This window comes from Okeania sp. SIO2C9, from assembly GCF_010672455.1.
Taxonomy (GTDB): domain Bacteria; phylum Cyanobacteriota; class Cyanobacteriia; order Cyanobacteriales; family Microcoleaceae; genus Okeania.
The window spans coordinates 1-24,142 of sequence record NZ_JAAHGO010000017.1 but is presented as its reverse complement, the minus strand read 5'-3'; the positions used below and the strand labels follow the sequence as shown (position 1 = coordinate 24,142).

Genomic DNA, 24,142 nt, shown 5'->3' with positions numbered 1-24,142 from the left:
GGCTAGCTGATAGCTTACAGCTGAATGCTTACGAAAAACTTGTATGATTATCTTGCAATAATTCCGAAAATTTTCCACCATGGGCACTGCCTACCAATATAAATTAAGGCCCAACTCATACCAAATAGCCACAATAGAAATGTGGTTGGAATTGTTGCGTCGGCAGTACAACTATCGGCTAGGTGAAAGGTTCTCGTGGTGGTCAGAAAACCGTTGTCCAGTTAACGTCTGTCCCAAGGTGCATGCCAATTCCTCAACTAAGAGATAATCCAGATTATTACTCTCAAAAACGAGATTTGGTCAATACCAAGGATAAGTTTCCTGACTACAGGCTAATTCATTCTCAAGTTTTACAGGATTGCATTAAACGAGTGAAATTAGCTTTTGATAGGTGGTTTAAAGCCGATAAAAATGGGCAGCGTTTGGGGAAACCAAGGTTTAAGGGAAAAGGACGTTATCGCAGCTTTACTTATCCTCAAATCAAACTTGACTGCATTGAAGAAAATCAAATTAATTTGCCCAAAATAGGAAAGGTAAAGTTAATTCAGCATCGTCCAATACCAGAAGGGTTTATCATTAAAACTGTGACGATTAGTCGTAAAGCAGATGGTTATTATGTGACTTTATCCCTAGAAGACAAATCAGTTCCAGCTTTGAGTTGTGAAGTTGAACCTACATTAAAAAACACTCTGGGAATCGATATGGGGCTAAAGGAATTCTTAGTAACTAGTGTTGGAGAATCTGTCCCAATACCTCAATACTATCGCTCATCTCAGAAGCGATTAAAGACTTTGCAAAAACGTTTATCTCGAAAGAAAAAAGGTAGCAAAAGGTGGCTCAAGGCTGTTAAAGCTCTAGCCAAACAACATAAAAAAGTTGCCGATCAACGTAAAGATTTCCACTTTAAAACAGCTAATGAATTGTTATCAAAAGCGAATGTTATTGCCCATGTAGACGCGGAGCGGCGTGCCGGAGGCAAACTTAAACATTAAAGGGCTAGCAAAGACTCGTTTGAGTAAATCAATTAATGATGCGATTTGGGGGACAATTCCTAACTATTTTGACTGTCAAAGCCGAAAATGCTGGACAGAAAACCATAGCAGTGAATCCCAAAAATACCAGCCAAGATTGCTCAAACTGTGGGGAAAAAGTCGATAAAGAATTAAACATACGAACTCATTCTTGTCCGCATTGCTGTGTTGTAATAGACCGCGACTTGAATGCGGCGATAAATATAAAAAATAGGGCGGTAGGGCATTCCGTCTTTAAAGCTCGTGGAGCCCGATGCAGTAGCAGGACTACGAAACGAGAAGCCCACACTATAGCGTCAGCTTAGTGTGGGAGTATGTCACATTATTTTCTAACTCAAACCTGGGGATGAACCTTTCAATAACTAATTTAGTACCGGGGATTTTACCACTTTTTTTACTTCTGCTAAGACTAACATTGTTAACTGTTCCGGAGTAGATTTAGGCTCCACATGAATATGAACATCTGCATTAGCATAAAGTGGCCGTCGTTCCTCCAAAATAGCCTGAAGTTTACCTAGAGGGTCTTTATCCTGAAGCAGAGGTCTAGTTTGATCGCCCTGTAAACGACTATGCAATACCTCTATAGGCGCATCTAACCAGACGACAATACCATGCTGTAAGTAGCTCCAGTTAAAATGGTTCAATATAATACCACCACCTGTTGCAATAGTCAAATTTTTATAACTAGATACTTGTGCCAATACATTTGTTTCCAACTGCCGAAATGCTGCTTCACCATCATCAGCAAAAATTTCATTGATAGACTTGCCAGCAACTTGAGAAATCAAACTATCCGTATCTAGAAAACGATATCCTAAACTCTGGGCAAGCAACTCTCCCACTGTTGTTTTACCTGCCCCCATCATCCCAACTAAATAAAGATTTACTCCTTGTAACAACTTCTTATTACTAATATTCATAAGTTATTGATGAAAAAAAACTATTAAATAAAAGCCAAACTTATTTTGGATCTTCTGACTGATTATCTTTGTCAGAAACTTGCTCATCTTCTTCCTTTTGAGTAGGTATAGATGTATTTGCAGGAGGAGGAGTAATAATCCGATAATCTGCATCATAAACAGATTCAGTTTGACCAACACCTGAACTGCTACTATCACGATAACCATAAGAATATACAGAACCAGACCAAGAACCTGTTTTTGGCTGTTGTTCTGTTTCATAATTTTTAGTAGCACTTTCATTCACAGATTCCTGTATTTCTTCTGAACCTTGCTCCTCTGTGGTGCCATCCCAAGAACGATTCACCCTGGGAGGTCTTGGTTCCCAATCATCATAATTTTCATTTTTCCTAGGTGGTTCTGAATCTTTATTCAAGTTAAAAGAGCTTTGAGAATCTGAAGCTACTTGAGGTTGTGAAGCATCCCAAACTTCCTCAGTTCCATCTTGATAATGAGACTTTCTAGAACGAGGTCTAGCAGGTTGTAAATTCTTTTTTAACAGGTAATTTGAAAGTCTGAAAGTACCATAAATCAACAAGTAAGTAATCACACCTGCAACAAAAGCACCTAAAATCCATAGAGACAAAGGTAGAGGTATAGATCGTAACCCCAAAAAAGTTAAAGACAAATTAGGGGACCAATTTTGCCAAGAAAACAAGGCCAACCCAACGATTATCAAGATTAAAACTACTAACAATAGTAAATTCCGAGATCTATTCATGGCCTATCCACCGTTTTATAGGAACACAATCTAAACCAAATTGGTCTAGAGCACGAGCTACCACAAAGTCTACCAAATCCTCTATAGTTTGGGGATTATGATACCAAGCTGGGATTGCCGGGACAATTCTTGCTCCTGCTTCTGCTAGAGTAGTTAAGTTTCGTAAATGAATCAAACTAAAAGGTGTTTCCCGAGGCACCAATATTAGTTTACCACCTTCTTTTAACTGTACGTCTGCTGCACGCTCGAGTAAATCTGAGCTGAACCCAACAGCCAATTTACTCGCTGTTCCCATGCTACAGGGAATAATTATCATACCCTGAGTTCTGTAGGAACCACTAGCAATATTAGCTCCTATATCTTGCCAAGGATGACAACGGAGTTTGCCATTGTTTTCTTCTCCTGCTTGCTCTCGCCAGAATTTTTCTTGTTTAGTTGGTTCGGCAGGCATTTTAATATTTTGTTCTGCTTGCCAGACTGAGTAGCTAGCTTTTGAGGCTACTAAATCAATGGTGTAATTGGATGCTAATAAAAATTTAATAGTTCTGACAGCGTAAATGAGTCCTGATGCTCCTGTAACTCCGATCGTTATCGGTATTTGCGGAGTAGATACAAAATTAGTCATGTTTAAATTAGGTTTAAAGAGAAAAGAAAGCACACACGGATTTGGCCACAGATGTACGGATGGATTTGTAGGTTGGGTTGAGTAAACGAAACCCAACAATAGTAAGGCGCGTTTTAGGTTTCACTATCGTTCTACCCAACCTACTAAACCTTACGGATAACCCATCTTGTAGGGGCGAATGGCATTCGCCCTTATAGGTATTGATAAGCTTTCGGAATCAGTTATCAGTTATCAGCTTTTTTTCAGTTAACAGTTATCAGTTATCAGTTATCAGCTTTTTCAGTTATCAGTTACAACAGATTTCAAGCAAATGAGGTACAGGGTAAATGGTAAAAATATTGTAGTGCGGGCATCTTGCCCGCTTCGGGGTGTACCTCACGGGCAACGGAAAGCGCTGTATCAGTTATCAGTTATCAGCACCGCAGTATCTGGGATAGGCGGTGCGTTACATTTCATTAACGCACCCTACTAAAACAACTAAATTCACCAATGCCGATAATTAATATCTATAAGGATGACTAGGGGTAGAAAACTCATCATCATCAAAAGCAATGCTACCACCACCCACTGCAACTAAGTCAATTTGCTGGCGATAATAATCAACACTCTTGACCTGTACTTCCACCATATCCCCCAGTCGATACTGGTTACGATTTTTGCGTCCCACAAGAGTTTGTTGTCGAGAACGATATTCATACCAATCATCTTTGAGAGAGGATACATGAACTAAACCTTCTACTCTGAAAGTTTCTATTGACTCAGATTCAATTTCAATTTCTACAAAGAAACCGTAAGACTGCACCCCTGTAATCAAACCTTGGAAAGTTTGCCCCGTGCGTTCCTTCATCAATCCAGTTTTAATTAATCCCTCCAGGTCTTCTTGAGCATCCTGTGCTACATTTTCTCGTTCTGTTAAATGTATAACTACTGATGTTAGTTGTGCTTCCAACTCTTGCTGTATTTCTGGAGGTAGAACATTCCACGTGATTTTGCCATGACAGGAAGAGTGACTGAGTTCTACGCCTTCTTTGGAACGACTCGAACGGCGATCGCGTCCTTCATTAAAGATGGTATGTAATACTCGTGAAATCAGCAGATCAGAATATCTGGAAACTGGTGATGTACAATGAACATAGCCATGTTGCAATGCTAGCCCAAAATGGGGTTGAGCTATGGTGCTATAAATAGCTGCTTTCAAAGTGTCTTCGAGCAAGTATGCCAGAACTCTTTCTGATTTTTGTGCAGTAAATTCTTCAATAAATGCTTGATAGTCAGCAGGTTGTACATCTTCTTCATCTTCTAGATATAACTCAGCTCCAAGATTACTGGCTAATTTAATAAATTCTTGAATGTCTCCTGGATCTGGAGTGTTTTGGACTCGATAAATTGCTGGTACCCCCAGTGCGAGTAAGTGACTTGCTATTGCTTGGTTCCCTAGGACGATTAATTCTGCTACCATGGATCTTGCCGGGAATAGTTCTGGAACTATCATTGCTCCCAATTCTCCCTCATCACTGTAATAGCTTTTTTCATCTGGTAAATTTAGATCGAAACCACCTCTTCGTAATCTTGCATTGCGGACTGCTTGACTGACATCGTTGAGTTTATTAATTGTACTCTCAATTTGATCTGAAGGCAGATTAACTAATTCCTCTGTGTTACCATTGATAATTTCTTTCGCCTGTTCATAGCTAACATGGCAATCTACCTTGATCACACTAGGTTCAATTTCAAACTCAACTATTTGACCATTTTTATTGACCGTAATTAGGATCGATATAGCGAGTCTATCTTTTTCTGGTAGTAAAGAACAGTAATCACTTGATATGATATTTGGCATGATCGGAATTACTGTATCCCGCAGATATATACTAATACTTCGCTTACGAGCTTCCTTGTCTAGTTGTGACTCTGGCTTAATAAAGTATGCTACATCAGCAATATGAATTCCCACTCGCCAATAACCAGAGGAAGTGGTTTCTATGCTTAGAGCATGACTAATGTCTTTCTTATTAGCATTTCCAAAAGAAACTGTGAGTAGTTCGCGCAAATCTAATCTATTTTTTTGATCGGCCTTGGTGGAGTGCTTTACCAAAGACTCAGCTTCTTTGAGAACGGCATCAGAAAAAGACCGGGGCAAGTCATGTTTGCAACATACTATATCCAGATCGTCTGCTGCTTCTGCATCTGAACCTAGAATTTGAACTACTTTTCCTATTGGACGTTTTTCTCCCAGGGGATAGCGCAATACTTCGACATGGACGAGGTGATCGATGGCATTCGCTAGGTCAGGACTTTCTGGTACTAGGTCTAGTTCAAATAGTAAGCGATCGTCTAGGGGAACTGCCCGATAATAGGGTTCCCCATTATGTCCATTTATTTGTTTGATTCTGGCTAATAAGGAGGGGTTAGCACGTTCTAATATTAACTTTACTTCTCCTTCTGGACTCCGACGACGACTGCCTTCTTTGATGATTTTGACTAAGACGCGATCGCTATTCCAGGCGTTACTCAGATGACTTTCTCGAATATAAATATCTTCAGTTCCTTCTGAGTCTTGTATTGCGAAGCAAAATCCTTTACTGGAACAGCGAAGTTTTGCTTCTACAATTGCCTCTTCAAACAGTCGTCGATAACGACCTTTATCTTTGGCTAAAACTCCTATTTTTTCTAGAGCATCCAAAGCAATTTGTAATTTATGGATACTTCGATCGTCTTGACAATCTAGTTTTTTCTCCACTGCTTTGGGAGCGACTAATTTGTCTTCACTAAAATTTGCTAGGAGTGTAGCGATGGAAAATTTCATGCAGCGTTTTATCCTTTTTTTTATCGGTTCAGCTATCCTATAAATTAGTCTGCCTTGACTGTCTCACCTAGATAGTTGTGTTAATCAGCTTTCCCTAGTTAAATGCTTAATGGTGCTCTTAAGCTAATTTTGGCAAGACATTTACTGAGTAGAGTTATTTCATCGTAGACAAAACCGCCCAGCTATCTAGATATTTACCACTATCTTTACTACTTTTTGTTAATGTATTACGATAAATGGCTTGTACCTTTGTGTCTTCACCGTGGTTTATGGGAATCTTATTCTTTGGTGATTAAGATCTATGGCGTGCGACTAATTTAATCGTTTATTTATTCTATAAGAAAAGGTAACCAACTTTGGACTGTATTGTTTATCAAGTAGCTAGTCCCATAGCTTTCCGGACATCAGATCTGCTGATTGGGCGCGCTCTCCTGTTTCATCTGCCAATACTTAAGTTACCCATAAGTTAAGCTATTAATCATAACATTATTCATTGAATATCCATCAGGATTAGCAGCTTTTTGGGATGATTTTAGTTAGGTGGAGCTATTTCTACTGGTGGAGTGAGAAGAACCTTTAGACAAAGAAGAGTTTGCTACAAATCTGCTTGATCCTCCATAGCTACTTTTGTGATGTTGGGTTTCCCTTTTCCTGATTCAGCCGTATCATAGTTTGTTGTAATTTACCTTTTTAGATAAATTGTTTAATGGCCTCAAATTTTGAGTTAGCTATAAATTTACTCTATATTAGAATAGCTTTAAATTATAATTTTGGCAAAAGTAATTTTTGGCAAGGAAAATTCAGATGTTTTTAGCTAAATCGCTCTTGAGCCTCACGCCATAATCTGTGATTTGGCGACCAGATGAATCGGCGGTAAATTAATGGGGTGATTATGCCTCATTAATTTACAAATTTTTATGTGATCATTGAACTATGCTGGTTTGAGCTAATCGCCGCCAGTAATGAACCATGAAAATTTAATAGGATATGGGGTTGTTGGCCCAAATTCCTAGTCAACTGTGGGAAAACGTAAAATCTTATTCCGGAACTAGGTGAGCAGTTTTTTATGTGCAAAAAGAGCGGTGGGGCATCTCGTTCTTAAAGCACGCGCTTGTCCGACGGGATACCGGGACTGTCAAACGAGAAGCCCACACTATACCGTCAGGTTAGTGTGGGAGTATGTCACAGCATTCCTAACTCTTCTGATCGTCTATAAATCTTGAAATTTGTGCTGTGAATTCTATGGAAATAGCTCTTAAGTTTTGGGCAAATGTACTAAAATGGACTTTTGACTCGATCTAGGTTTCACTAAGTAGACAATTATGTTAGAACGTTTTCGAGCTTGTTACCCTACAGGTTGCTTAATCTCTGAGTTAATTACTATTCATAATGGTAAGTATGTGGTTCGTGTCCGAGTGGAGGTCAATGGTCAAACTTTGGCCAGTGGATTAGGGGCGGCTGATACTGTGGAGTTGGCAGAAGACCAAGCTAGAAAGCGATCGCTTGCCATTCTTCCACTCGATCAATCTATTTCTACACCTCAAAGTTCTGTTCCAATTTATCCTACTCAATCTGTTAGTATTCAGCATATACCACACAATAAAACTTATGTCAATACTTCTTTAGAACAAGAAATAGAGGAAGTACCACCAGCAAGGTCGAATTTAGATGTTAATGAGGTTCCTGATAGTTCAACTATTTCGTCTGAGTTGGAAGAATCAGATATTTATACCCCGGTGGAAAAAGAGGAATTACAAGTAGTAGAATCTAGTATTAACTATGATGAAGTTCCTGATTCTACTCAAAATCCAAGTGAATTTGATAATAGTTGGTTAGAGACTGACTATGGTATGGAACAGAAGGAGGAAAAGATTGAGGAGACGACAGAAACATTAATAAGCTCTGGAGATGATAATGGTATAGATAGTGAAATAACTATATCAGAATCTATTGATTCATCAGTAGAAATAGCTCAATCAATTGATATTAATGATGAAATTTATTCACCAAGTTCATCATACGATGTATCTGATGATAATGTAAAAATAGATATTTTGATTGATAGTTTAGGCTGGACGAAAGAAAAGGAGCGAGAGTTTATAGAACAAAATTATCATCAAAAAACACGCCAATTTTTAACAACAGAAGAATTATTTAATTTCCATCAATATTTAGATATACTGCTGAAAGTGACAAAAGAAAGTAAACATCAGGGATGGAAGCTTAAGCAACAACAAGATTATTTAGAATATAGTCATAATAAAGAGTCTTTAGAACAGTTAAGTGTAGATGAGTTACAAAGCTTTTTGGAGTATTTAGAAGTATTTGGTAAAACTACTAATGAAATTAAGCGTTTAGGTTGGAGTCCAACAAAAGGAAAAACTTATCTCAAAAAAAACTATGGAGAGGAAGGGCGTACACGTCTTTCCTTTGAAAAATTGCAAGATTTCTTACAAAATTTAGAAGAGTTTGATACGCCTTGAATTGAATAAGGAATAAGGAATAAGGAAGAAGGAAGAAGGAAAAAATGGATGGGGACTCAAACCCCAACCAGTTGTAAGCATCGTGTAGACGGCGGGGTATTCAACCCAAAAGAAAAAGACAAAAATTTAGTGGGAATCAAGAAAAAATTGGTTAAGAATTAGAGGGGTTACGGTTATAAACTTGGTCAATTAAACCGTATTCCATTGCTTCTGTAGCTGACATAAAAAAGTCTCTTTCTGTATCTTCTACAATTTTTTCTATGGGTTGACCTGTGTGGTCTGCTAAACAGTCATTCAGGTATTTTTTGAGGTATAAAATCTCCCTAGCTTGAATTTCAATATCTGTGGCCTGACCCTGTGCTCCACCTAATGGTTGGTGAATCATAATTCGAGCGTGGGGTAGACTCATTCTTTTGCCTTTTGTTCCTCCACTGAGAAGAAATGCTCCCATACTGGCGGCTATTCCCATACAAATAGTACAGACATCGGGGCGAACGTGTCTCATGGTGTCATAAATACCCATCCCTGCACTGACCGATCCACCGGGGGAGTTGATATAGAGATAAATATCTTTTTCTGGGTCTTCTGAATCTAAATATAATAATTGGCCGACGATTAGATTGGCCAAGTCAGAGTCTATGGCTTCTCCTAGATATATTATGCGATCGCGTAGAAGTCTAGAATAAATATCGAAGGCTCTTTCGCCACGGCCAGATTGTTCAATAACGGTTGGAATCATATTTTTTAAGTCAAAAGTTAAGTGTCAAAATTTTTGACATTTATATATCTTAGCGATTCTGGTTGAAGTTTAGCAAATTTATTAGGAAGTAAGGTAGGGTTTATTGGTATTTAGGCAGAATTTAACTAGGCAATTGCAAAGATAAAATAGTGGATAAGTTGTTTACTTTTCATTCTTATTTTGACAAGATTTAGAGATATTTTCAAGTTTAAAATTAAAGGTTTTTGACATTAATATATTAAGGGCGACGTAAGCATTCAGCTATTAGCAGTCAGCTATTTCTGCGGAATGCGTTCGCATTCAGCTTTTGAATGAATGAAGCAAGTATTCGTTTAATTTATACTACATTCTCAACCAGATATTCGTACTCTGAAGCTTTGATAAAATTGCTTTTTTTTCTTTAAAGGTAATAAAGCTGTTTGCGCAGCATTCCGTAGGAATAGCTGACTGCTGAATGCTGAATGCTTACAGGACTACTATGGTTTAAATTTGGGTGCATCTCATATTTGTAAAAATACTTTTTTCCTATATATTCCCTGTTGCCAGATGAGCTGTTGCCAGATGAGCTGTTGCCTAAAAGCGATACATTTTTGGCTTTATTCACGCATTGAGATGCACCCTTAAATTTAGCTAATTTTTTTGGAAATAAAGGTAGGGTTTATGGTAGTTATGCATAGTAATGGTATATTTAGTAATACAGTTCAGTTAAGGATTTTTTTGGCAGTTATGTAATCTTAAAAGCTACTCTAATGGTTCCATATCTTACGAGTTTTTACCGAAAAATTGTGGGTATGCGCCTCCCCTTTTAAGGGGATAATAAGCGGTCGTTTGCGCAGCATTCCGCAGGATGGGATGGCGAGGTCTCCTCGCCATATCCAATCGACTCCTGTGAAGAAAAATTTTCATCTCTTTGTCAATCCTCTTCAATTCATAGAGAGGTAATTATTCATTATTCATTATTAATTATTAATTGTTGAACTTATCTGAACTGTATTGGTATATGTGGATGAACAATGGCGCTTCATAGGATAATTTTGCTTCTACTATTCTTCCCCTTGAGCAAAATAATTATAATGCACGACTACCGAGTTTATTAGTATTTAGGCAGCAGATTATAATAAAATGACAAGGCTAAAATCGTGCATCAATGCTCGGAATACAACTAAATTAATTAGGGTTTGCTGATTAAATATAAAAGCATTGATATATAAAGATTTTAGCATTTTTTAGTTTTAAAAAATTCCAAGTTTTTAGGTCGCTTAGGTTCAAAAAATCAGCATTTTAGGCAAGAGTTGCGCAGAAAAATCAAAGGAATATCTTCAATAGGTAATAAAATACCATTACTATTTATTCTTAGCTGAATGTGTGCTGGAAAGTTTTTTACTCTAGCAAAGTTACCAAATTTTTCCAGAAAATTTGTAAATTTATTAAGGTGACTTTCAATAATTTATTTCGATGAAAAATCAAGGCTGTCATTGACACTATTATCTGAAGAAAATATATGTTTAAAAATTCCCAGGATAACTGGTTCGCCAATGGAGTTATAATAAGCATCAATAGCAAACTATTCACCATTGATATACTCTTCAATGATAAATGAATTAGTATTTAATACACTTTCAGGATATAAATTTTTAGTTTGAGCTATTTCCTCTTTGATTAAATCGATGGTTTTCATCCACTCCTCATAACTGGAAACTTTATAGACTTTCCGGCTATCAATACCAATTGTTGGTTTGATAATAAATGGTAGTGGAATTTGATTAAATTCAATTCTTTTTAGGTCTTTTTTAGGTATCTCTCTGAAGTAGAAGTTGGGAAAGATTGATTTTGTTAGTTTCCGGAATTTATACTTATTCTTAAATAGCTCTATTTTTTCAGGAATATCACTGAAATATAAATGTTTTGATATCCAATGATAGGAATTTTCAGAGGTAGCTTCATTACAGCGGTTTTCCTGCACGGTAGACCACAGTAGGGGCGATTCGCGTTTGCGGAGCATTCCGTAGGAAATCGCCCCTACAAAGTTTTGCTTGTGAAGATGTGGTTCATCAATTTGAAAAGCGCTGTAATGGATAATTGATAATGGATAATTGATAATTACCTCTGGTTAAAACCGTTACGGAATTGAATATAAGGAAATATTATTTCTTTTCTTGGTCGATTGGATATGGCGAGGAGACCTCGCCATCCCATCCTACGGAATGCTGCGCAAACGACCGCTTTTTTTCCCTTAAAAGGGGAGGCTTCAAGGCGCGAATTATTTAATTATTAATTAGTTAATTATTCGGTAAATAGTTGGATTATCTAATTGTTTAACTATCTCAATTGCTCGTTCTTCAGTAATTATGTTTGTGCCATTGTAAAGGCTCATTTTTTGAGCTATATAGCAGAAGAAAGAAGGAAGAGGGAAGAAGGAAGAAGGAAAAGTATTACGTTATCTGAGTTTTAAGCTTTTTATCTGTCCTAACCTTTGCTTCGACTGCTATATCTGTACCTACTACAGGAATGGCGTTATCTCTGACAGTAGCTTTGAAAAATTCTGAGACCTATGGTTTATCTACAAAAAACATAATTAATTTTTGAGATATAAAATAATAAGTATGCTTTACGATAGTCGCAGATACAACGTAAGCATTCAGCGGTCAGCTATCAGCTATTCCTACGGAATGCTGCGCAAACAGCTTTATTACCTTTAAAGAAGAAAAAAGCAATTCTCTGCTTGAAAATGTAGTAGAAGTTAAACGAATGGTTGCTTTATTAATTAAAAAGCTGAATGCGAGTCCATTCAGCACCGAAGAGCTGAGTGCTGACCGCTAATAGTTGAATGCTTACGATACAACTATAATCTGGTGTTAATAAATTTCTTAATTTATATTAAAACATGATCATTTTTTAATATTCCTCTAAAATATTTCAATTGCATCAAAAACTTAACATCAATCCTAAATATATCAACCTATTTATTGACTGTTATAAATTCACTTAGGTTTGAATCTATGATGTTTTTAATTTCCATAAAATTATCCTCTCTAGTTTCTATAAACAAGATGCCAAAGATAGGATATTGTTTGTAATCTATCTTTCTTAATTCTAAGGGATTTTCAAATTTTTCTAGCAATTTATCATAATCAAATGATGTAATTTCACTGACATTTTTTCCAGTAGAATTATCTAATATAACCATACTAAATAATTTTCTATCTTTTCCTTGAAGAGCTTTACACCAATCTGGTTTTTTTTGGTAGTAAAAATGTAAGTAGGAGTTAAAACCATGAGCTAAGAAAGATAAGTATGCGGTACTACACCAACCACCAAATCGAATGGGATTTACTTCAATAGGTAATAAAATATCATTACTATTTCTTCTCAGCTCAATATGTACTGGAAAGTTTTTTATTTTAGCCAAATCACCAATTTTTTCGAGAAAATTTGTAAATTCTTCAAGGTTACTTTCAATAATTTATTTCGATGAACAATAAACTCTTTGACTGACACTATTATCTGAAGAAAATATATGCTTAAAAATTCCTAGGATAACTGGTTCGCCAATGGAATTATAATAAGCATCTACAGCAAATTCTTCACCATCAATATATTCTTCAATGATAAATAAATTGGTGTTCAATACACATTCAGGATATAAGTTTTTAGTTTGAGCTATTTCTTCTTTGATTAAATCGATTGTTTTCACCCATTCTGAGTAACTGGAAACTTTATAAACTCCCATGCTAAAAAAGCCAGTTATTGGTTTGAGCATAAATGGTAGTGGAATTTTATCAAATTCAATTCTTTTGAGGTCTTTTGTAGGTATCTCTCTGAAGTAGAAGTTGGGAAAGATTGATTTTGTTAGTTCCCGGAATTTATACTTATTCTTAAATAGCTCTATTTTTTTAGGAATATCGCTGAAATGTAAATGTTCTGATATCCAATGATAGGAATTTTCAGAGGTAGTGTAAATAGCTGGATTATCTAATTGTTTAACTATCTCAATTGCTCGTTCTTCAGTAATTATGTTTGTGCCAGTATAAAGGCTCATTTTTTGAGCTATATCTGTACCTACTACAGGAATAGCGTTATCTCTGACAGTAGCTTTGAAAAATTCTGAGACCTATGGTTTATCTACAAAGAACATAGTTAATTTTTGAGATATAAAATAGCAAGTATGTTTGATGAAAATCGCAGATATAACTATAATCTGGCATTAAGAAATTTTATTAATTCCTATTAGGAGATTTTGATTTTGATAGGAATTTTCAGAGGTATTGTAAATAGTTGGATTATCTAATTGTTTAACTATCTCAATTGCTCGTTCTTCAGTAATTATGTTTGTGCCAGTATAAAGGCTCATTTTTTGAGCTATATCTGTACCTACTACAGGAATAGCGTTATCTCTGACAGTAGCTTTGAAAAATTCTGAGACCTATGGTTTATCTACAAAGAACATAGTTAATTTTTGAGATATAAAATAGCAAGTATGTTTGATGAAAATCGCAGATATAACTATAATCTGGCATTAAGAAATTTTATTAATTCCTATTAGGAGATTTTGATTTTGATAGGAATTTTCAGAGGTATTGTAAATAGTTGGATTATCTAATTGTTTAACTATCTCAATTGCTCGTTCTTCAGTAATTATGTTTGTGCCAGTATAAAGGCTCATTTTTTGAGCTATATCTGTACCTACTACAGGAATAGCGTTATCTCTGACAGTAGCTTTGAAAAATTCTGAGACCTATGGTTTATCTACAAAGAACATAGTTAATTTTTGAGATATAAAATAACAAGTATTTTTTATGACAATCGCAGATATAACTATAATCTGGTATTAAGAAAATTGCTGAACCCTTTGTTAATTTAGACTTTTCTGAAAAATTTATTCCACTACTGATATTTGTAGCTTTTTGTGAGAAAAAAAAGGTAAGCATTGAGTGTTAACCTCTCAACTATCAGCTTCATTACCGAAAAATTGTGGGTATGCGCCTCCCCTTTTAAGGGGATAAAAAGTGGTCGAGGCGAGGTCTCCTCACCATATCAAATCAACCAAGAGAAAGAGAATATTCCTGATTTCAAGCCTCCTTATTGCAGAGGTACTTTTAACGCAGTTCCGACCACAGGAGGCTAACTGATAACTGATAACTGATAACTGATAACTGAAATGACCCTATCAAATCATCTTGAAAGTTTATCCTAATTCTAAGCTAGTCACACCAAAAATATTTTTCCAATTAATATTTGGTTCTAGACCGGAATACATTCTGACACATTCAAAAACACATTGCATTTGATAATTTTCAACTAAATTAATAGCTTGTTGATTAATATTAGGAACATCAATATAAACATTTTGATTATCCGAATAACTGCACAAAGCTAAAAATAACTTTTCTGCTATTTTTTGGTTTTCGGCAAATATAGGACCTATCCTAAATCCTTCTTTTGCTTTTCTAATAACCCCATAACCAACTAAATTTCCATCATTAATTATTCCATAACTTTTACCATTTGATTGATTAATCCATGCTTTGAGAAAATCAGGACGGTCGGCAGGAAAATAAAGGCGATCGTAATTACAAAGTTTCTCAAAATTAATAGTCTTTAAGTCTTTGATATCTTGAGATATTTCACCAGGAATTATTCCTTGATAACGTAGATGACTATGAGCAATTTCAAAGCCAGATTTACGGTAAGTATTAACTTGTGCCAAAACAGCATCTAAAGCAGCAGGTTGATTATTAATTAACTTGAAAGCTTCCTGCCAAATTTTTAAGCCAAATCCTTTTTTTCTCCATTCAGGTTTGACAATATAAAAACCAATAAAACTAAACTTTTTACTATATCTAACTACAGAAATACAACTTATTGGTTGCCCGTTTAATTCTCCAATTAAAAAACCTTGAGGGTCAGCTACATAAAAATTATTAGGATCATCAATTCCGGGGTTCCATCCTTCATCACCAGCCCAACTTATAGCTAATTTTAAGTCAGCTAGAGTCATTGGACGGACTATAAAATTATCTTGGTTAATGTTCATTTTCAAATCTGTTTATATTTAACTAAAAATAAAAATATCAGGACTTATCGAATAATTAAGGTTTAAAGCCTCTCCTTTAAAGAAGAAACAAGCGGTCGATCTTCGGAGCTTACCGTAGGGTGAGATGGATGGGTTTCCTAACCATATCCAATCGACCAAGAGATAAAAAATTTTCCTTTTACTCAATCCTCTTCCTTTTAGGGAGAGGTAATTATCAATTATCAATTATCAATTATTGAACCTGATTATTGTTTTTCATATCAATATCTATCAGACCACATTGACAAATTTTCTAGACTAAATTGAATAATAATAGGTAAGCATTCAGCAGTCAGCTATTAGATATTTATAAACACATATATTTCCCGCCAAAAGTTGTATAAATTGAACTCAAACTCATCGTTATTGTGGTTCATTCTCTGATTAAAAATGTAATATAAGTTAAACCAATGCTTGCTTCATTGATTAAAAAACTAAGAACTGTTAGCTCCGCAGTCCGCAGGAAATACTTACAATAATAGCTTATTTGATTTTTATGGCTGACTGCTGAAGCGCTAATAGCTGTTAGCTCCGCATTCCCCAGGAAATCCTTACTTTCTGACTACCAATATTGATTAAACTTTAAGAAACCAACCTCGACGATACATAAATTCAGAAATTCCCCACCAAAATAACACATTAACAATAGCAAAGACCAAAGAACCATTTAATGACCCTGCCCAGGATTGAAAAAAATTTTCATATATCCAAGTTTTGACGGTAGGAGAATTTTCCCCACTACCAATATTGTGATAAATCATCATTCTGGCCAAAAATCCAGAAGCAACAAATATAAAAATGGCATTCAAACCCATCACTTCAAATGGCCGTCCCCATTTTTGCCAACCTCGGACTTCGATCGCTTCATAACAAGTGGCCAGTAAAATTAAAGCCCATCCACCAGTAAATATCACATAGGAACTTGTCCATAAAGCTTTATTGATGGGAAAAAATAGTCCCCAGATATACCCAACTACTAAACAACTAAGACCGAAAATGACCAGATTTAAGCTGGTGCGACTTTTGATTGGTTGATGCTTCAGCCATTCTCCTGTAAAGTAACCAATCAAAACGGTTACTACAGCAGGTAAGGTACTAAATAGTCCTTCTGGGTCGTATGGTTTTCCGGCCCACAAATGTTGTTGGGTAAGAATAAGGCGATCAATATAAGCACCAAGATTTCCTTCTGGGGAAAAGTCGCCAGCGCCATAACCGGGAACGGATATTAATTGCATGGCTATCCAGTATCCAATTAGTAATATAGCGGCAAGTCCATAAAGTTGTTTTCTCGAAAGGTTAAGGATGGCGATCGCTGCAAGGAGGTAAGCTAAACTAATGCGTTGCAATACTCCCATAATTCTAATATTAGCTAAGTCATAATTAGGAAAGCCATTTAGTAGTAAACCTAAGAGGAAAAGTATGAGACATCGCTGTAAAATTCGCCGATAAATTTGTGGAGTTGGTTGGTTTTTATCGGTGTATTTTGACAGGGAAAAAGTCATTGCTACACCTGCGATAAATAAGAAGAAGGGAAATACTAAATCGGTGGGTGTACAGCCATGCCATTTTGCGTGAAGTAAGGGTGAATAAACATAATTCCAACTGCCTGGGTTATTAACAAGAATCATACTGGCAATTGTGATGCCACGAAATACGTCGAGAGATTTTAAGCGCATTTTTTATAAGTTTTTGTGTAAGCATTCAGCTATCAGTTCTTAATACCAATTCCCAAAAGTAATGCTATACTTAGGTGACACTTCAGTTATTAAGTAATTAACACAGTGTAGAATAATCTTTCTGTTAATTTGAGCCAAATTAATGTTAATTATTCTTATTTTTACCGAAAAATTGTGGTTTAAAGCCTCCCCTTTTAAGGGGATAATAAAAAAAAAATTTCATTATTAGTCAATCCTCTTCTTTTCAAGGAGAGGTAATTATTCATTATTCATTATTCATTATTAATTGTTGAATACTCCCCTACTTCCCTACTCCCCTACTCCCCTACTCAAGAAAATGTAGAAAAGTTTTTGATAAACGGTATGAGCCATCAACTATTAATTTAATATGTTTGAAAGAGGAAGTAAAATTGAAAATTCGAGCAAAAATTCAAAGTTACTTTCAAAGTAGATTATCTAATGTTCCTCATTAATGAAAAAGCTATTAATGCAGGATAGCGGAAATAACTGACCAGTTACAAAATCCTAAAACAATTACAAATCAAAAATGATTAACTTTTAACTTTTTACTTTTAACTTTCGTGTAGCGGTATTAGTGGATTATAATCTACAAAAAGGAGAATGCTTATGTTTTTGTAGTAGGGCACTATACTATTTTATTTTGATTATTTTTTGGGAATACTGACTATTGGATCATTAATATTGAACAGCTATTGAGAGAATTTTTAAGGGAGTATCAGGGAGACAAACAGATCATTCAAAGCAGACATTAGAAAAAGTCTTAAAGCTAGAAAACATCCTAAAACATCCAACATTATGTTCATGTTTGGGATGTGGATTTGATCTATCTGTTGTAGTGGCTAAAAAAGGTGTTGATGATTTTGGGTATGATTTGTATTTTTTGCTGATAATACTCCCCATCGCTACCGCCAACGGTACACTATTGAATGACAAATATTAATGACAAATATTTGAGATTATTCAGCTTTTATTTTCATACCTTGATTCAGCAAAACCCCAAAAAAATAATCAAGGGATAAGCATTTTATATACTAATGTGTGATATTGAATTATGTCTTCGTCACCCTTAGTTAATGTTCCTCCACTTAACCTGCAAGTAATCGTAGGAAGTGTCATTTCAGTTATCAGTTATCAGTTAGCCTCCTCCGGAGGAGCTACACTAACAGTACCTCTGCAATAAAGAAGTTTGAAATACGGAATATTCTTTTCTCTTGGTCAATTGGATATGGCGAGGAAACCTCGCCATCCCTCGACCGCTTTTTATCCTCGTAAAAGAGGAGGCGTAACTACCCAAATTTTTTGGTCAAAGAATGATAAGTTTCATCAAAGAGATTTATACCAAATTGAAATGAAGCTGCATAGAATAATACTTAAAGCACAATTGACTGTAGATAGACGTAGATAAAGATAGATCAATGAATGAATTTTGTAATTCTATGCAACCTCATATAAAATTTGTACTAGTAAGTATTTAGCTTTTGAACGTAATAAATTATTAAGGTCAGCTGATAACCTTTTATTCATAAATTTTAATTGACTTTGGAGACTAATTCCTCCTGCCAAAATAATAAGTTAATAACTCATAGTTAATAGCTGAAAGTTGAATGCTTAATAAATTTTAATTGACTTTGGAGACTAATTCCTCCTACCAAAATAAATAGCTGATAGCTGACAGCTGAATATTTACGAGATTTGTTTGTTTAGCCACAACTTAAATGACCTTATCAAAATAATTGGGTCGCGCAACCCCGCCTTTTAAGGCGATCGGGTTTTTGGAGCAAAGCTCAAATCTCTGTTACAAAAATAACTTCTAACTTCTAACTTCTGACTTCGTTAATGAGGTACTTCTTTGTCATATAAATCAAACTTCTGTGGCGTTCCATTTAATTCAGAGATAAATTTTTCATATAGCTGTTGATTACCATTTTCTACATCCCATACTTCATCGACCCAGGTGAGCAAAAAAGCTTCAGTTTGATTAACTTCACCATCATCTTTTGTAAAAGATCCCTTACGCAATCTTTCTCTCACCCCATCACTATTAGAGAGAAGATGCTCTAAAATATCTTTAGATACAAAATCCAACTTATTTTCCACGTGTGGGTAAGCTTCAAGAACTTCTTTGATTAGGAGGTCGAATACTTCTTTATGAGTGATTTTTGCCATGATTAGGAAAGTTTTTAATTGGTTTTATTTAAGATAAGTTTTTTTGGGGTGCTTTCCCTATATCTTTGTATTTTTTTAATATTCAAAAAATTAAGTAATTTTGCTTTACTCTCGTTGTTAATGCTATTTAAAATATCAAATCGTGGGGTATTTAGATAATATTTATAGCTTAATGCTGAGATGAAGATAGAATTACCAATTGTTTTAGGTTATCTCATAGAAGTAGTATCTGGAAAATCTTTGGCTCAGTTTTTACAGGAACGTATTTTTGCTCATTTAGGAATGGATGATACTGGGTTTTTTATTGATAAAAATCGTTTCAATAGTTTAATGGTTGCTTATACTCCTAAATATTAATAGAGTTTGAGAACCAATTGGTGAAAAAAAACGCGAATTATCCCCTGGTACTTTTGTTGATCAAACTTATCCTTATTTGACAGGAGATACTTATTTTTCAGGGGTTGCTGGTTTAGTTTCTACCCTTGATGACTTGGTTCGTTTTTTACAAATACTACTTAATGGAGGAGAATTAGAAAGTAAAGATAAGCAGCAAATTGTGAAAATTCCTGCTCCAGAAACTATTCAAAGCGGAGCTGTCCGTAGGATGATATGCTGAGGAAACCTAGCCATATCCAATCGACTAAGAGAAGAAAAAAAAATAATTTTGGTCAATCCTATTCGTTTTCAGGAGAGGTAATTATTAATTATTAATTGTTAATTATTAATTATTGAATGTCTTTTTATAAGCAGTCTATTACACAAAATATGAACAAGTTTAAAAGATTCTTATTAATCGTAATAATATCAGCTTTGGTTAATCTGCCGCTGGTAGTAAAAGTTCAGGGTTTTACTACAGTAGATAACCCAGAATTAGTAGGACTTTCTTCAGTCATACTCAATGCTTTAACAGAAGATATTCAAAACTTTGTAGATACTGGAAAAATTGCTGGTGCAGTAGGTTTAATTGTCAAAGATGGCAAGATAGCTTATCGTCAAACTTTTGGGTTTAGCAGTCTGGAAAACAAAGTTCCAATGGTAGAAAATAATATTTTTAGGATGGCTTCTCAAACTAAAATTGTCACTGGTTTTGCTACTTATTTATTAGCTGAAGATGGATTGATTAAATTAACCGATCCGGTTTCTAAATATATTCCTTCTTTCGCTAATATGAAAGTGCTGGTGCAAGGTAATTCGGGAAATAGAAATGATTATACTACCACCCCTGTAAAAAATCAGATTACTATTGAGCAACTACTCAATCATACTTCGGGAATCTCCTATAATTTCCAAAATCAACCAATTCTTTTTCCCTTATTAAAAGCTGCTAATATTTCTGATGGTCTTTCAACTACTTCAGGAACTATTGGCGAAATGGTAAACCGTTTAAGTAAAGTTCCTCTAGCTTTTGAACCAGGTACAGATTATCTTTATGGTCTTAACTCAGATGTTTTGGGTTATCTAATAGAAGTTGTTTCCCAAAAACCTTTTGATCAGTTTTTGGCAGAGCGAATTTTTACTCCTTTAGAAATGGATGATACTGGTTTTTTTGTGACTAAAAATAAATTAAATCGTTTGGCAGTTACTTATACTCCAAATGCCAATGGAAATTTAGAACCTATAGGTGAGAAAACCAGAGAATTAAAACCAGGTTTATTTATTGATGAAGCTTATCCTTATCTTACAGGAGATACTTATTTTTCAGGAGGTGCTGGTTTAGTTTCTACTCCTAATGACTTTGCTCGTTTTTTGCAAATGCTACTTAATGGGGGAAATTTAAAGAGTAAAGATGGGCAGCAAATGGTAAAAATAGCTAATCAAGAAACCATTGAAACATTTCTCTCTATTCGTCCTCAAGATCGTTTCAAAGATCGTCCCATAAGTGTTGGTTATAAATATACTAATGGATTTGAAGTTAAGGAGAATTCTGAAATTTCAACTGCACTTAGTTCTGTCGGTAGTTTTAGAGGAGGAGGTTTATTTGGAACTAATTATTTTGCCGATCCAGAAAAAGAAATGATTGGTATTATTATGAGTCAAGTCTATCCTTCTATTTGGGAATTAGCTGATACTTTTGAAACTCGTGCTTATCAAGCTGAGGTAATTAAGGAAAAAATGAACAAATAACTGGCATTTGATATTTATGGGATGATAAATAATTGGTAATTCCTAATACCGGAATATTTACTAGAAGATTTACTACGGATATTCCCTTTTTATGGGGAAGTGTTGATTTGATTATCACTAGATAAAAGTTGTATCATCAGAAATCTTATCCATATTGCTAAAGTTAGTTAACAAAAAGTATAGGGTTATAATATAGTATCTGGCAACAATTAATTAGCCCTGTCTTTTTTCAATAAGTTGTCCGGAAGCAGTAAAATTAATTATTCTATTTATAGCAGTTTTCACAAAAGTAGACTACAGAAATTTGACTAATATTGCTGCTATTTTTTATGAGCAGGGAAAAGTTGATATAGCTGAAGCTTGTTATCAAGCTGTTGTTAATTTAATTCCTACTTCTGCTGATCCTCATATAAATTTTGGTTTTCTGTTAAGTCAACAGGAAAAACATGAGGAAGTAATTGAATGTTATAACACTGCATTAAAGCAGGATAAAAATTCTGTTAATGCTATGGTAGGTTTAGCATAAATTTTAGGGAAACAGTCTCATTGGGAAGAAGCAATAAAGCTATATCAGAAAATTATTAAACTTAATTATAATTCTGCTGATGCTTATGCACAACTAGGAATAGCTTTACGATAAATAGGTAAATCTGAAGAAGCGATCGCTCAATTTGAAAAAGCGATAAAGATTAATCATAGACATATCAAAGCTTATGCTCATCTGGGTTTAGCTTTGCAAGATGTAGGTAAAAAGTCTGAAGCTGAGTCTATTTTTGACTGCTCAGAATTAGTAGCTAAATACCAGTTTGCCAATGTAGAAGGATGGGAGAATTTGGCAGCTTATAATAGTGATTTTAAAGATTACATTGTTCGACATCCTACTCTTTTAAAAGATCGACCAGATAAACCGATAAATAGAGGTAGTCAAACCTACGAAATTTTTACAGATAATAATCCTGTAATGGCTGCTCTGAGTAAAAAAATTAATAGTTCTCTGCATGATTATTTTAGTCGTTTTACTGATAAGTCTAATTATCAATTTTTCCAGAATTTACCCTCAGATTAGAAGTTAAGTGGTTGGGCAGTTGTGTTAGAGTCCGAAGGATTTCAAAATTATCATATTCACCCTGAAAGTTATTGCAGTGGCGTTTATTATATTCAAGTTCCGAATAGTATAAAATAAAATCATTATGGCTCTGGTTACTTAAATTTTGGTACTTCTTTTCCCTCAGTTCAAGACAGGGAAAATCAAGAGAAATATCTAATTCAATCAGAAGCAGGATTATTAGTAATTTTTCCTTCTTATTTTTGGCACTCTACTATTCCATTTACTGGAGATAGCGAACGAATTTGTATTTCATTTAATTTGATTCCTCTAGATAGCTAGGTAAATCAAAAATGAGCTTTAGGCAAATACTTAATCTTTTAGGTAGAGGCGAGTTTAAATATAAATCAATTTTTCCTTATCCTCTCTAACAACATAATTCTGGAGTAGGTTACTAAAATTTTCCTACTTCTTTTTCCCTCAGAGTAAGACATGAAAAATCAACAGAAATATAAGTTGAGACTAAAAGCAGGATAATAAGTAATTTTTCCTTGTTATTTTTAGCGCTCTACTATTCCATTTGTTGGAGAGAGTGAACGAATTTGTATTTCATTTAGTTCGAGTCCTTGAGATGGATAAAATTATCTGAAGTTTGGGGAAATACTAATCATCTATTAGGGGTGAGTCTAATAAATCAATTTTTCCTTATTCTCATCCTCTCTAACAAACTAATTCTGGAGTAGATTAGGAAAATTTTCCTACTTATTTTCCCTCAGAGTAAGAAAAGGAAAATCAACAGAAATACCTGACTTAACCAGAAGTAGGATAATGAGTAATTTTTCCTTATTATTTCTGGCGCTCTACTATTCATCTATTAGGTAGGACTGAAATTTTGCTACTTCTTTTCCCCTCAAAGTAAGACATGAAAAATCAACCTTCTTTTTCCTGAGAGTAAGACAGGGAAAATCAACAGAAATATTTAATTCAACCAGAAGCAGGATTATTAGTAATTTTTCCTTGTTATTTTTTGCACTCTACTATTCCATTTGCTGGAAATAGTGAACTAATTTGTATTTCATTTAATTTGATTCCTCTAGATAACTAGGTAAATCAAAAATGAGGTTTGGGCAAATACTTAATCTTTTAGGTAGAGGCGAGTTTAAATATAAATCAATTTTTCCTTATCCTCTCTAACAACATAATTCTGGAGTAGGTTACTAAAATTTTCCTACTTCTTTTTCCCTCAGAGTAAGAAAAGGAAAATTAACAGAAATATAACTGGAGACCAAAAGTAGGATAATCAGTAAGTTTTCCTTGTTATTTTTGGCGCTCTACTATTCCATTTACTAGAGATAACGACCGAATTTATATTTCATTTAGTTGAATTCCTTGAGATGGATAACATTATCTGAAGTTTGGCAAAATACTAATCATCTATTAGGTAGGGGTGAGTTTAAGAAATCAATTTTTCCTTATCCCAATCCTCTCTAATAACATAATTCTGGAGTAGGTTACTAAAATTTTGCTACTTCTTTTTCCCTCAGAGTAAGAAAAGGAAAATCAACAGAAATATAACTGGAGACCAAAAGTAGGATAATCAGTAAGTTTTCCTTGTTATTTTTGGCGCTCTACTATTCCATTTACTAGAGATAACGACCGAATTTATATTTCAT

General features: G+C 34.7%; 20 protein-coding genes and 4 pseudogenes. 12 read left to right on the top strand and 12 right to left on the bottom strand.

Going from position 1 to position 24,142, the window contains the following annotated elements; all coding sequences use genetic code 11:
* The first annotated feature begins 79 nt into the window (after nucleotides 1-79).
* The 3 genes from F6K23_RS41840 to F6K23_RS41835 are packed head-to-tail and all read left to right on the top strand — an operon-like array spanning nucleotide 80 to nucleotide 1,336.
* Nucleotides 80-268, top strand: coding sequence for a helix-turn-helix domain-containing protein (locus F6K23_RS41840; RefSeq protein ID WP_367267716.1), 189 nt, complete (start codon nucleotides 80-82; stop codon nucleotides 266-268).
* A complete protein-coding gene (locus F6K23_RS15915) occupies nucleotides 183-992 on the top strand; it encodes an RNA-guided endonuclease InsQ/TnpB family protein (protein WP_367267715.1) in 810 nt (269 codons plus the stop codon). The genes F6K23_RS41840 and F6K23_RS15915 overlap by 86 nt, the downstream gene beginning before the upstream one ends.
* A 35-nt stretch (nucleotides 993-1,027) precedes the next feature.
* Nucleotides 1,028-1,336, top strand: a complete 309-nt coding sequence (locus F6K23_RS41835; protein ID WP_367267714.1) for a zinc ribbon domain-containing protein — start codon at nucleotides 1,028-1,030, stop codon at nucleotides 1,334-1,336.
* Between the two features lie 57 nt (nucleotides 1,337-1,393).
* Here the strand turns inward: F6K23_RS41835 and F6K23_RS15910 are convergent, their stop codons facing one another.
* The 4 genes from F6K23_RS15910 to F6K23_RS15895 all read right to left on the bottom strand — a co-directional run bounded on the left by F6K23_RS15910 (nucleotide 1,394) and on the right by F6K23_RS15895 (nucleotide 6,142).
* The gene (locus F6K23_RS15910; RefSeq protein ID WP_293157194.1) at nucleotides 1,394-1,951 is read right to left on the bottom strand and encodes a shikimate kinase; all 558 of its coding nucleotides are present in this window, start codon (nucleotides 1,949-1,951) and stop codon (nucleotides 1,394-1,396) included.
* A gap of 40 nt (nucleotides 1,952-1,991) precedes the next feature.
* Nucleotides 1,992-2,711 (bottom strand): hypothetical protein, encoded by a 720-nt coding sequence (locus F6K23_RS15905; RefSeq protein WP_293157191.1) that lies wholly within the window; start codon nucleotides 2,709-2,711, stop codon nucleotides 1,992-1,994.
* The gene (locus tag F6K23_RS15900) at nucleotides 2,704-3,336 is read right to left on the bottom strand and encodes a flavin prenyltransferase UbiX (RefSeq protein ID WP_293157188.1); all 633 of its coding nucleotides are present in this window, start codon (nucleotides 3,334-3,336) and stop codon (nucleotides 2,704-2,706) included. The genes F6K23_RS15905 and F6K23_RS15900 overlap by 8 nt, the downstream gene beginning before the upstream one ends.
* Nucleotides 3,337-3,835: 499 nt before the next feature.
* Complete coding sequence (locus F6K23_RS15895; RefSeq protein WP_293157185.1) at nucleotides 3,836-6,142, bottom strand: ribonuclease R family protein; 2,307 nt, start codon at nucleotides 6,140-6,142, stop codon at nucleotides 3,836-3,838.
* Nucleotides 6,143-7,464: 1,322 nt separating this feature from the next.
* On the opposite strand from F6K23_RS15895, the gene F6K23_RS15890 reads away from it, so the two are divergent.
* Nucleotides 7,465-8,625 (top strand): hypothetical protein, encoded by a 1,161-nt coding sequence (locus F6K23_RS15890; protein ID WP_293157182.1) that lies wholly within the window; start codon nucleotides 7,465-7,467, stop codon nucleotides 8,623-8,625.
* A gap of 151 nt (nucleotides 8,626-8,776) precedes the next feature.
* Here the strand turns inward: F6K23_RS15890 and clpP are convergent, their stop codons facing one another.
* The 8 genes and pseudogenes from clpP to F6K23_RS15850 form a co-directional block, all read right to left on the bottom strand.
* The gene (gene clpP / locus F6K23_RS15885) at nucleotides 8,777-9,364 is read right to left on the bottom strand and encodes an ATP-dependent Clp endopeptidase proteolytic subunit ClpP (protein WP_293073325.1); all 588 of its coding nucleotides are present in this window, start codon (nucleotides 9,362-9,364) and stop codon (nucleotides 8,777-8,779) included.
* A 1,273-nt stretch (nucleotides 9,365-10,637) separates the two neighbouring features.
* A pseudogene (locus F6K23_RS15880) lies at nucleotides 10,638-11,366 on the bottom strand (ATP-grasp domain-containing protein).
* A 957-nt stretch (nucleotides 11,367-12,323) separates the two neighbouring features.
* A pseudogene (locus F6K23_RS15875) lies at nucleotides 12,324-13,403 on the bottom strand (ATP-grasp domain-containing protein).
* Nucleotides 13,404-13,568: 165 nt separating this feature from the next.
* Complete coding sequence (locus tag F6K23_RS15870) at nucleotides 13,569-13,715, bottom strand: hypothetical protein (RefSeq protein WP_293157179.1); 147 nt, start codon at nucleotides 13,713-13,715, stop codon at nucleotides 13,569-13,571.
* A 165-nt stretch (nucleotides 13,716-13,880) separates the two neighbouring features.
* Nucleotides 13,881-14,027: a hypothetical protein gene (locus F6K23_RS15865; RefSeq protein ID WP_293157179.1), complete on the bottom strand. Its 147-nt coding sequence runs from the start codon at nucleotides 14,025-14,027 to the stop codon at nucleotides 13,881-13,883.
* Between the two features lie 522 nt (nucleotides 14,028-14,549).
* Nucleotides 14,550-15,398, bottom strand: coding sequence for a GNAT family N-acetyltransferase (locus tag F6K23_RS15860; protein WP_293157176.1), 849 nt, complete (start codon nucleotides 15,396-15,398; stop codon nucleotides 14,550-14,552).
* Between the two features lie 614 nt (nucleotides 15,399-16,012).
* Entirely contained in the window at nucleotides 16,013-17,113 is a 1,101-nt protein-coding gene (locus tag F6K23_RS15855; RefSeq protein ID WP_293157173.1) for an acyltransferase family protein, read from the bottom strand.
* Between the two features lie 1,854 nt (nucleotides 17,114-18,967).
* A complete protein-coding gene (locus F6K23_RS15850; protein ID WP_293157170.1) occupies nucleotides 18,968-19,300 on the bottom strand; it encodes a hypothetical protein in 333 nt (110 codons plus the stop codon).
* Nucleotides 19,301-19,480: 180 nt separating this feature from the next.
* Between F6K23_RS15850 and F6K23_RS15845 the strand changes: the two genes are divergently transcribed.
* The 8 genes and pseudogenes from F6K23_RS15845 to F6K23_RS15810 form a co-directional block, all read left to right on the top strand.
* Nucleotides 19,481-19,657 (top strand): serine hydrolase, encoded by a 177-nt coding sequence (locus F6K23_RS15845; protein WP_293157167.1) that lies wholly within the window; start codon nucleotides 19,481-19,483, stop codon nucleotides 19,655-19,657.
* Between the two features lie 76 nt (nucleotides 19,658-19,733).
* A complete protein-coding gene (locus F6K23_RS15840) occupies nucleotides 19,734-19,916 on the top strand; it encodes a hypothetical protein (RefSeq protein ID WP_293157164.1) in 183 nt (60 codons plus the stop codon).
* A gap of 194 nt (nucleotides 19,917-20,110) precedes the next feature.
* A complete protein-coding gene (locus F6K23_RS15835; protein ID WP_293157161.1) occupies nucleotides 20,111-21,424 on the top strand; it encodes a serine hydrolase in 1,314 nt (437 codons plus the stop codon).
* Nucleotides 21,425-21,728: 304 nt separating this feature from the next.
* Nucleotides 21,729-21,950: a tetratricopeptide repeat protein gene (locus F6K23_RS15830; protein WP_293157158.1), complete on the top strand. Its 222-nt coding sequence runs from the start codon at nucleotides 21,729-21,731 to the stop codon at nucleotides 21,948-21,950.
* Complete coding sequence (locus F6K23_RS15825) at nucleotides 21,951-22,064, top strand: tetratricopeptide repeat protein (RefSeq protein ID WP_293157404.1); 114 nt, start codon at nucleotides 21,951-21,953, stop codon at nucleotides 22,062-22,064.
* Nucleotides 22,065-22,490 carry a tetratricopeptide repeat protein gene (locus F6K23_RS15820; protein WP_293157401.1) on the top strand — a complete coding sequence of 142 codons (426 nt, stop codon included), beginning with the start codon at nucleotides 22,065-22,067 and terminating at the stop codon, nucleotides 22,488-22,490.
* A 21-nt stretch (nucleotides 22,491-22,511) separates the two neighbouring features.
* Nucleotides 22,512-22,811: pseudogene (locus F6K23_RS15815) on the top strand (putative 2OG-Fe(II) oxygenase).
* Nucleotides 22,812-23,442: 631 nt separating this feature from the next.
* Nucleotides 23,443-23,574: pseudogene (locus F6K23_RS15810) on the top strand (putative 2OG-Fe(II) oxygenase); the annotation flags it as partial.
* Nucleotides 23,575-24,142: the final 568 nt, after the last annotated feature.

Coding starts and splice junctions, on each gene's coding strand:
- F6K23_RS41835 (WP_367267714.1), top strand. CDS start 1,028: ATGATGCGATTTGGGGGACAATTCCTAACTATTTTGACTGTCAAAGCC.
- F6K23_RS15905 (WP_293157191.1), bottom strand. CDS start 2,711: ATGAATAGATCTCGGAATTTACTATTGTTAGTAGTTTTAATCTTGATA.
- F6K23_RS15845 (WP_293157167.1), top strand. CDS start 19,481: ATGAAGATAGAATTACCAATTGTTTTAGGTTATCTCATAGAAGTAGTA.
- F6K23_RS15895 (WP_293157185.1), bottom strand. CDS start 6,142: ATGAAATTTTCCATCGCTACACTCCTAGCAAATTTTAGTGAAGACAAA.
- clpP (WP_293073325.1), bottom strand. CDS start 9,364: ATGATTCCAACCGTTATTGAACAATCTGGCCGTGGCGAAAGAGCCTTC.
- F6K23_RS15870 (WP_293157179.1), bottom strand. CDS start 13,715: ATGAGCCTTTATACTGGCACAAACATAATTACTGAAGAACGAGCAATT.
- F6K23_RS41840 (WP_367267716.1), top strand. CDS start 80: ATGGGCACTGCCTACCAATATAAATTAAGGCCCAACTCATACCAAATA.
- F6K23_RS15850 (WP_293157170.1), bottom strand. CDS start 19,300: ATGGCAAAAATCACTCATAAAGAAGTATTCGACCTCCTAATCAAAGAA.
- F6K23_RS15900 (WP_293157188.1), bottom strand. CDS start 3,336: ATGACTAATTTTGTATCTACTCCGCAAATACCGATAACGATCGGAGTT.
- F6K23_RS15865 (WP_293157179.1), bottom strand. CDS start 14,027: ATGAGCCTTTATACTGGCACAAACATAATTACTGAAGAACGAGCAATT.
- F6K23_RS15910 (WP_293157194.1), bottom strand. CDS start 1,951: ATGAATATTAGTAATAAGAAGTTGTTACAAGGAGTAAATCTTTATTTA.
- F6K23_RS15890 (WP_293157182.1), top strand. CDS start 7,465: ATGTTAGAACGTTTTCGAGCTTGTTACCCTACAGGTTGCTTAATCTCT.
- F6K23_RS15855 (WP_293157173.1), bottom strand. CDS start 17,113: ATGCGCTTAAAATCTCTCGACGTATTTCGTGGCATCACAATTGCCAGT.
- F6K23_RS15860 (WP_293157176.1), bottom strand. CDS start 15,398: ATGAACATTAACCAAGATAATTTTATAGTCCGTCCAATGACTCTAGCT.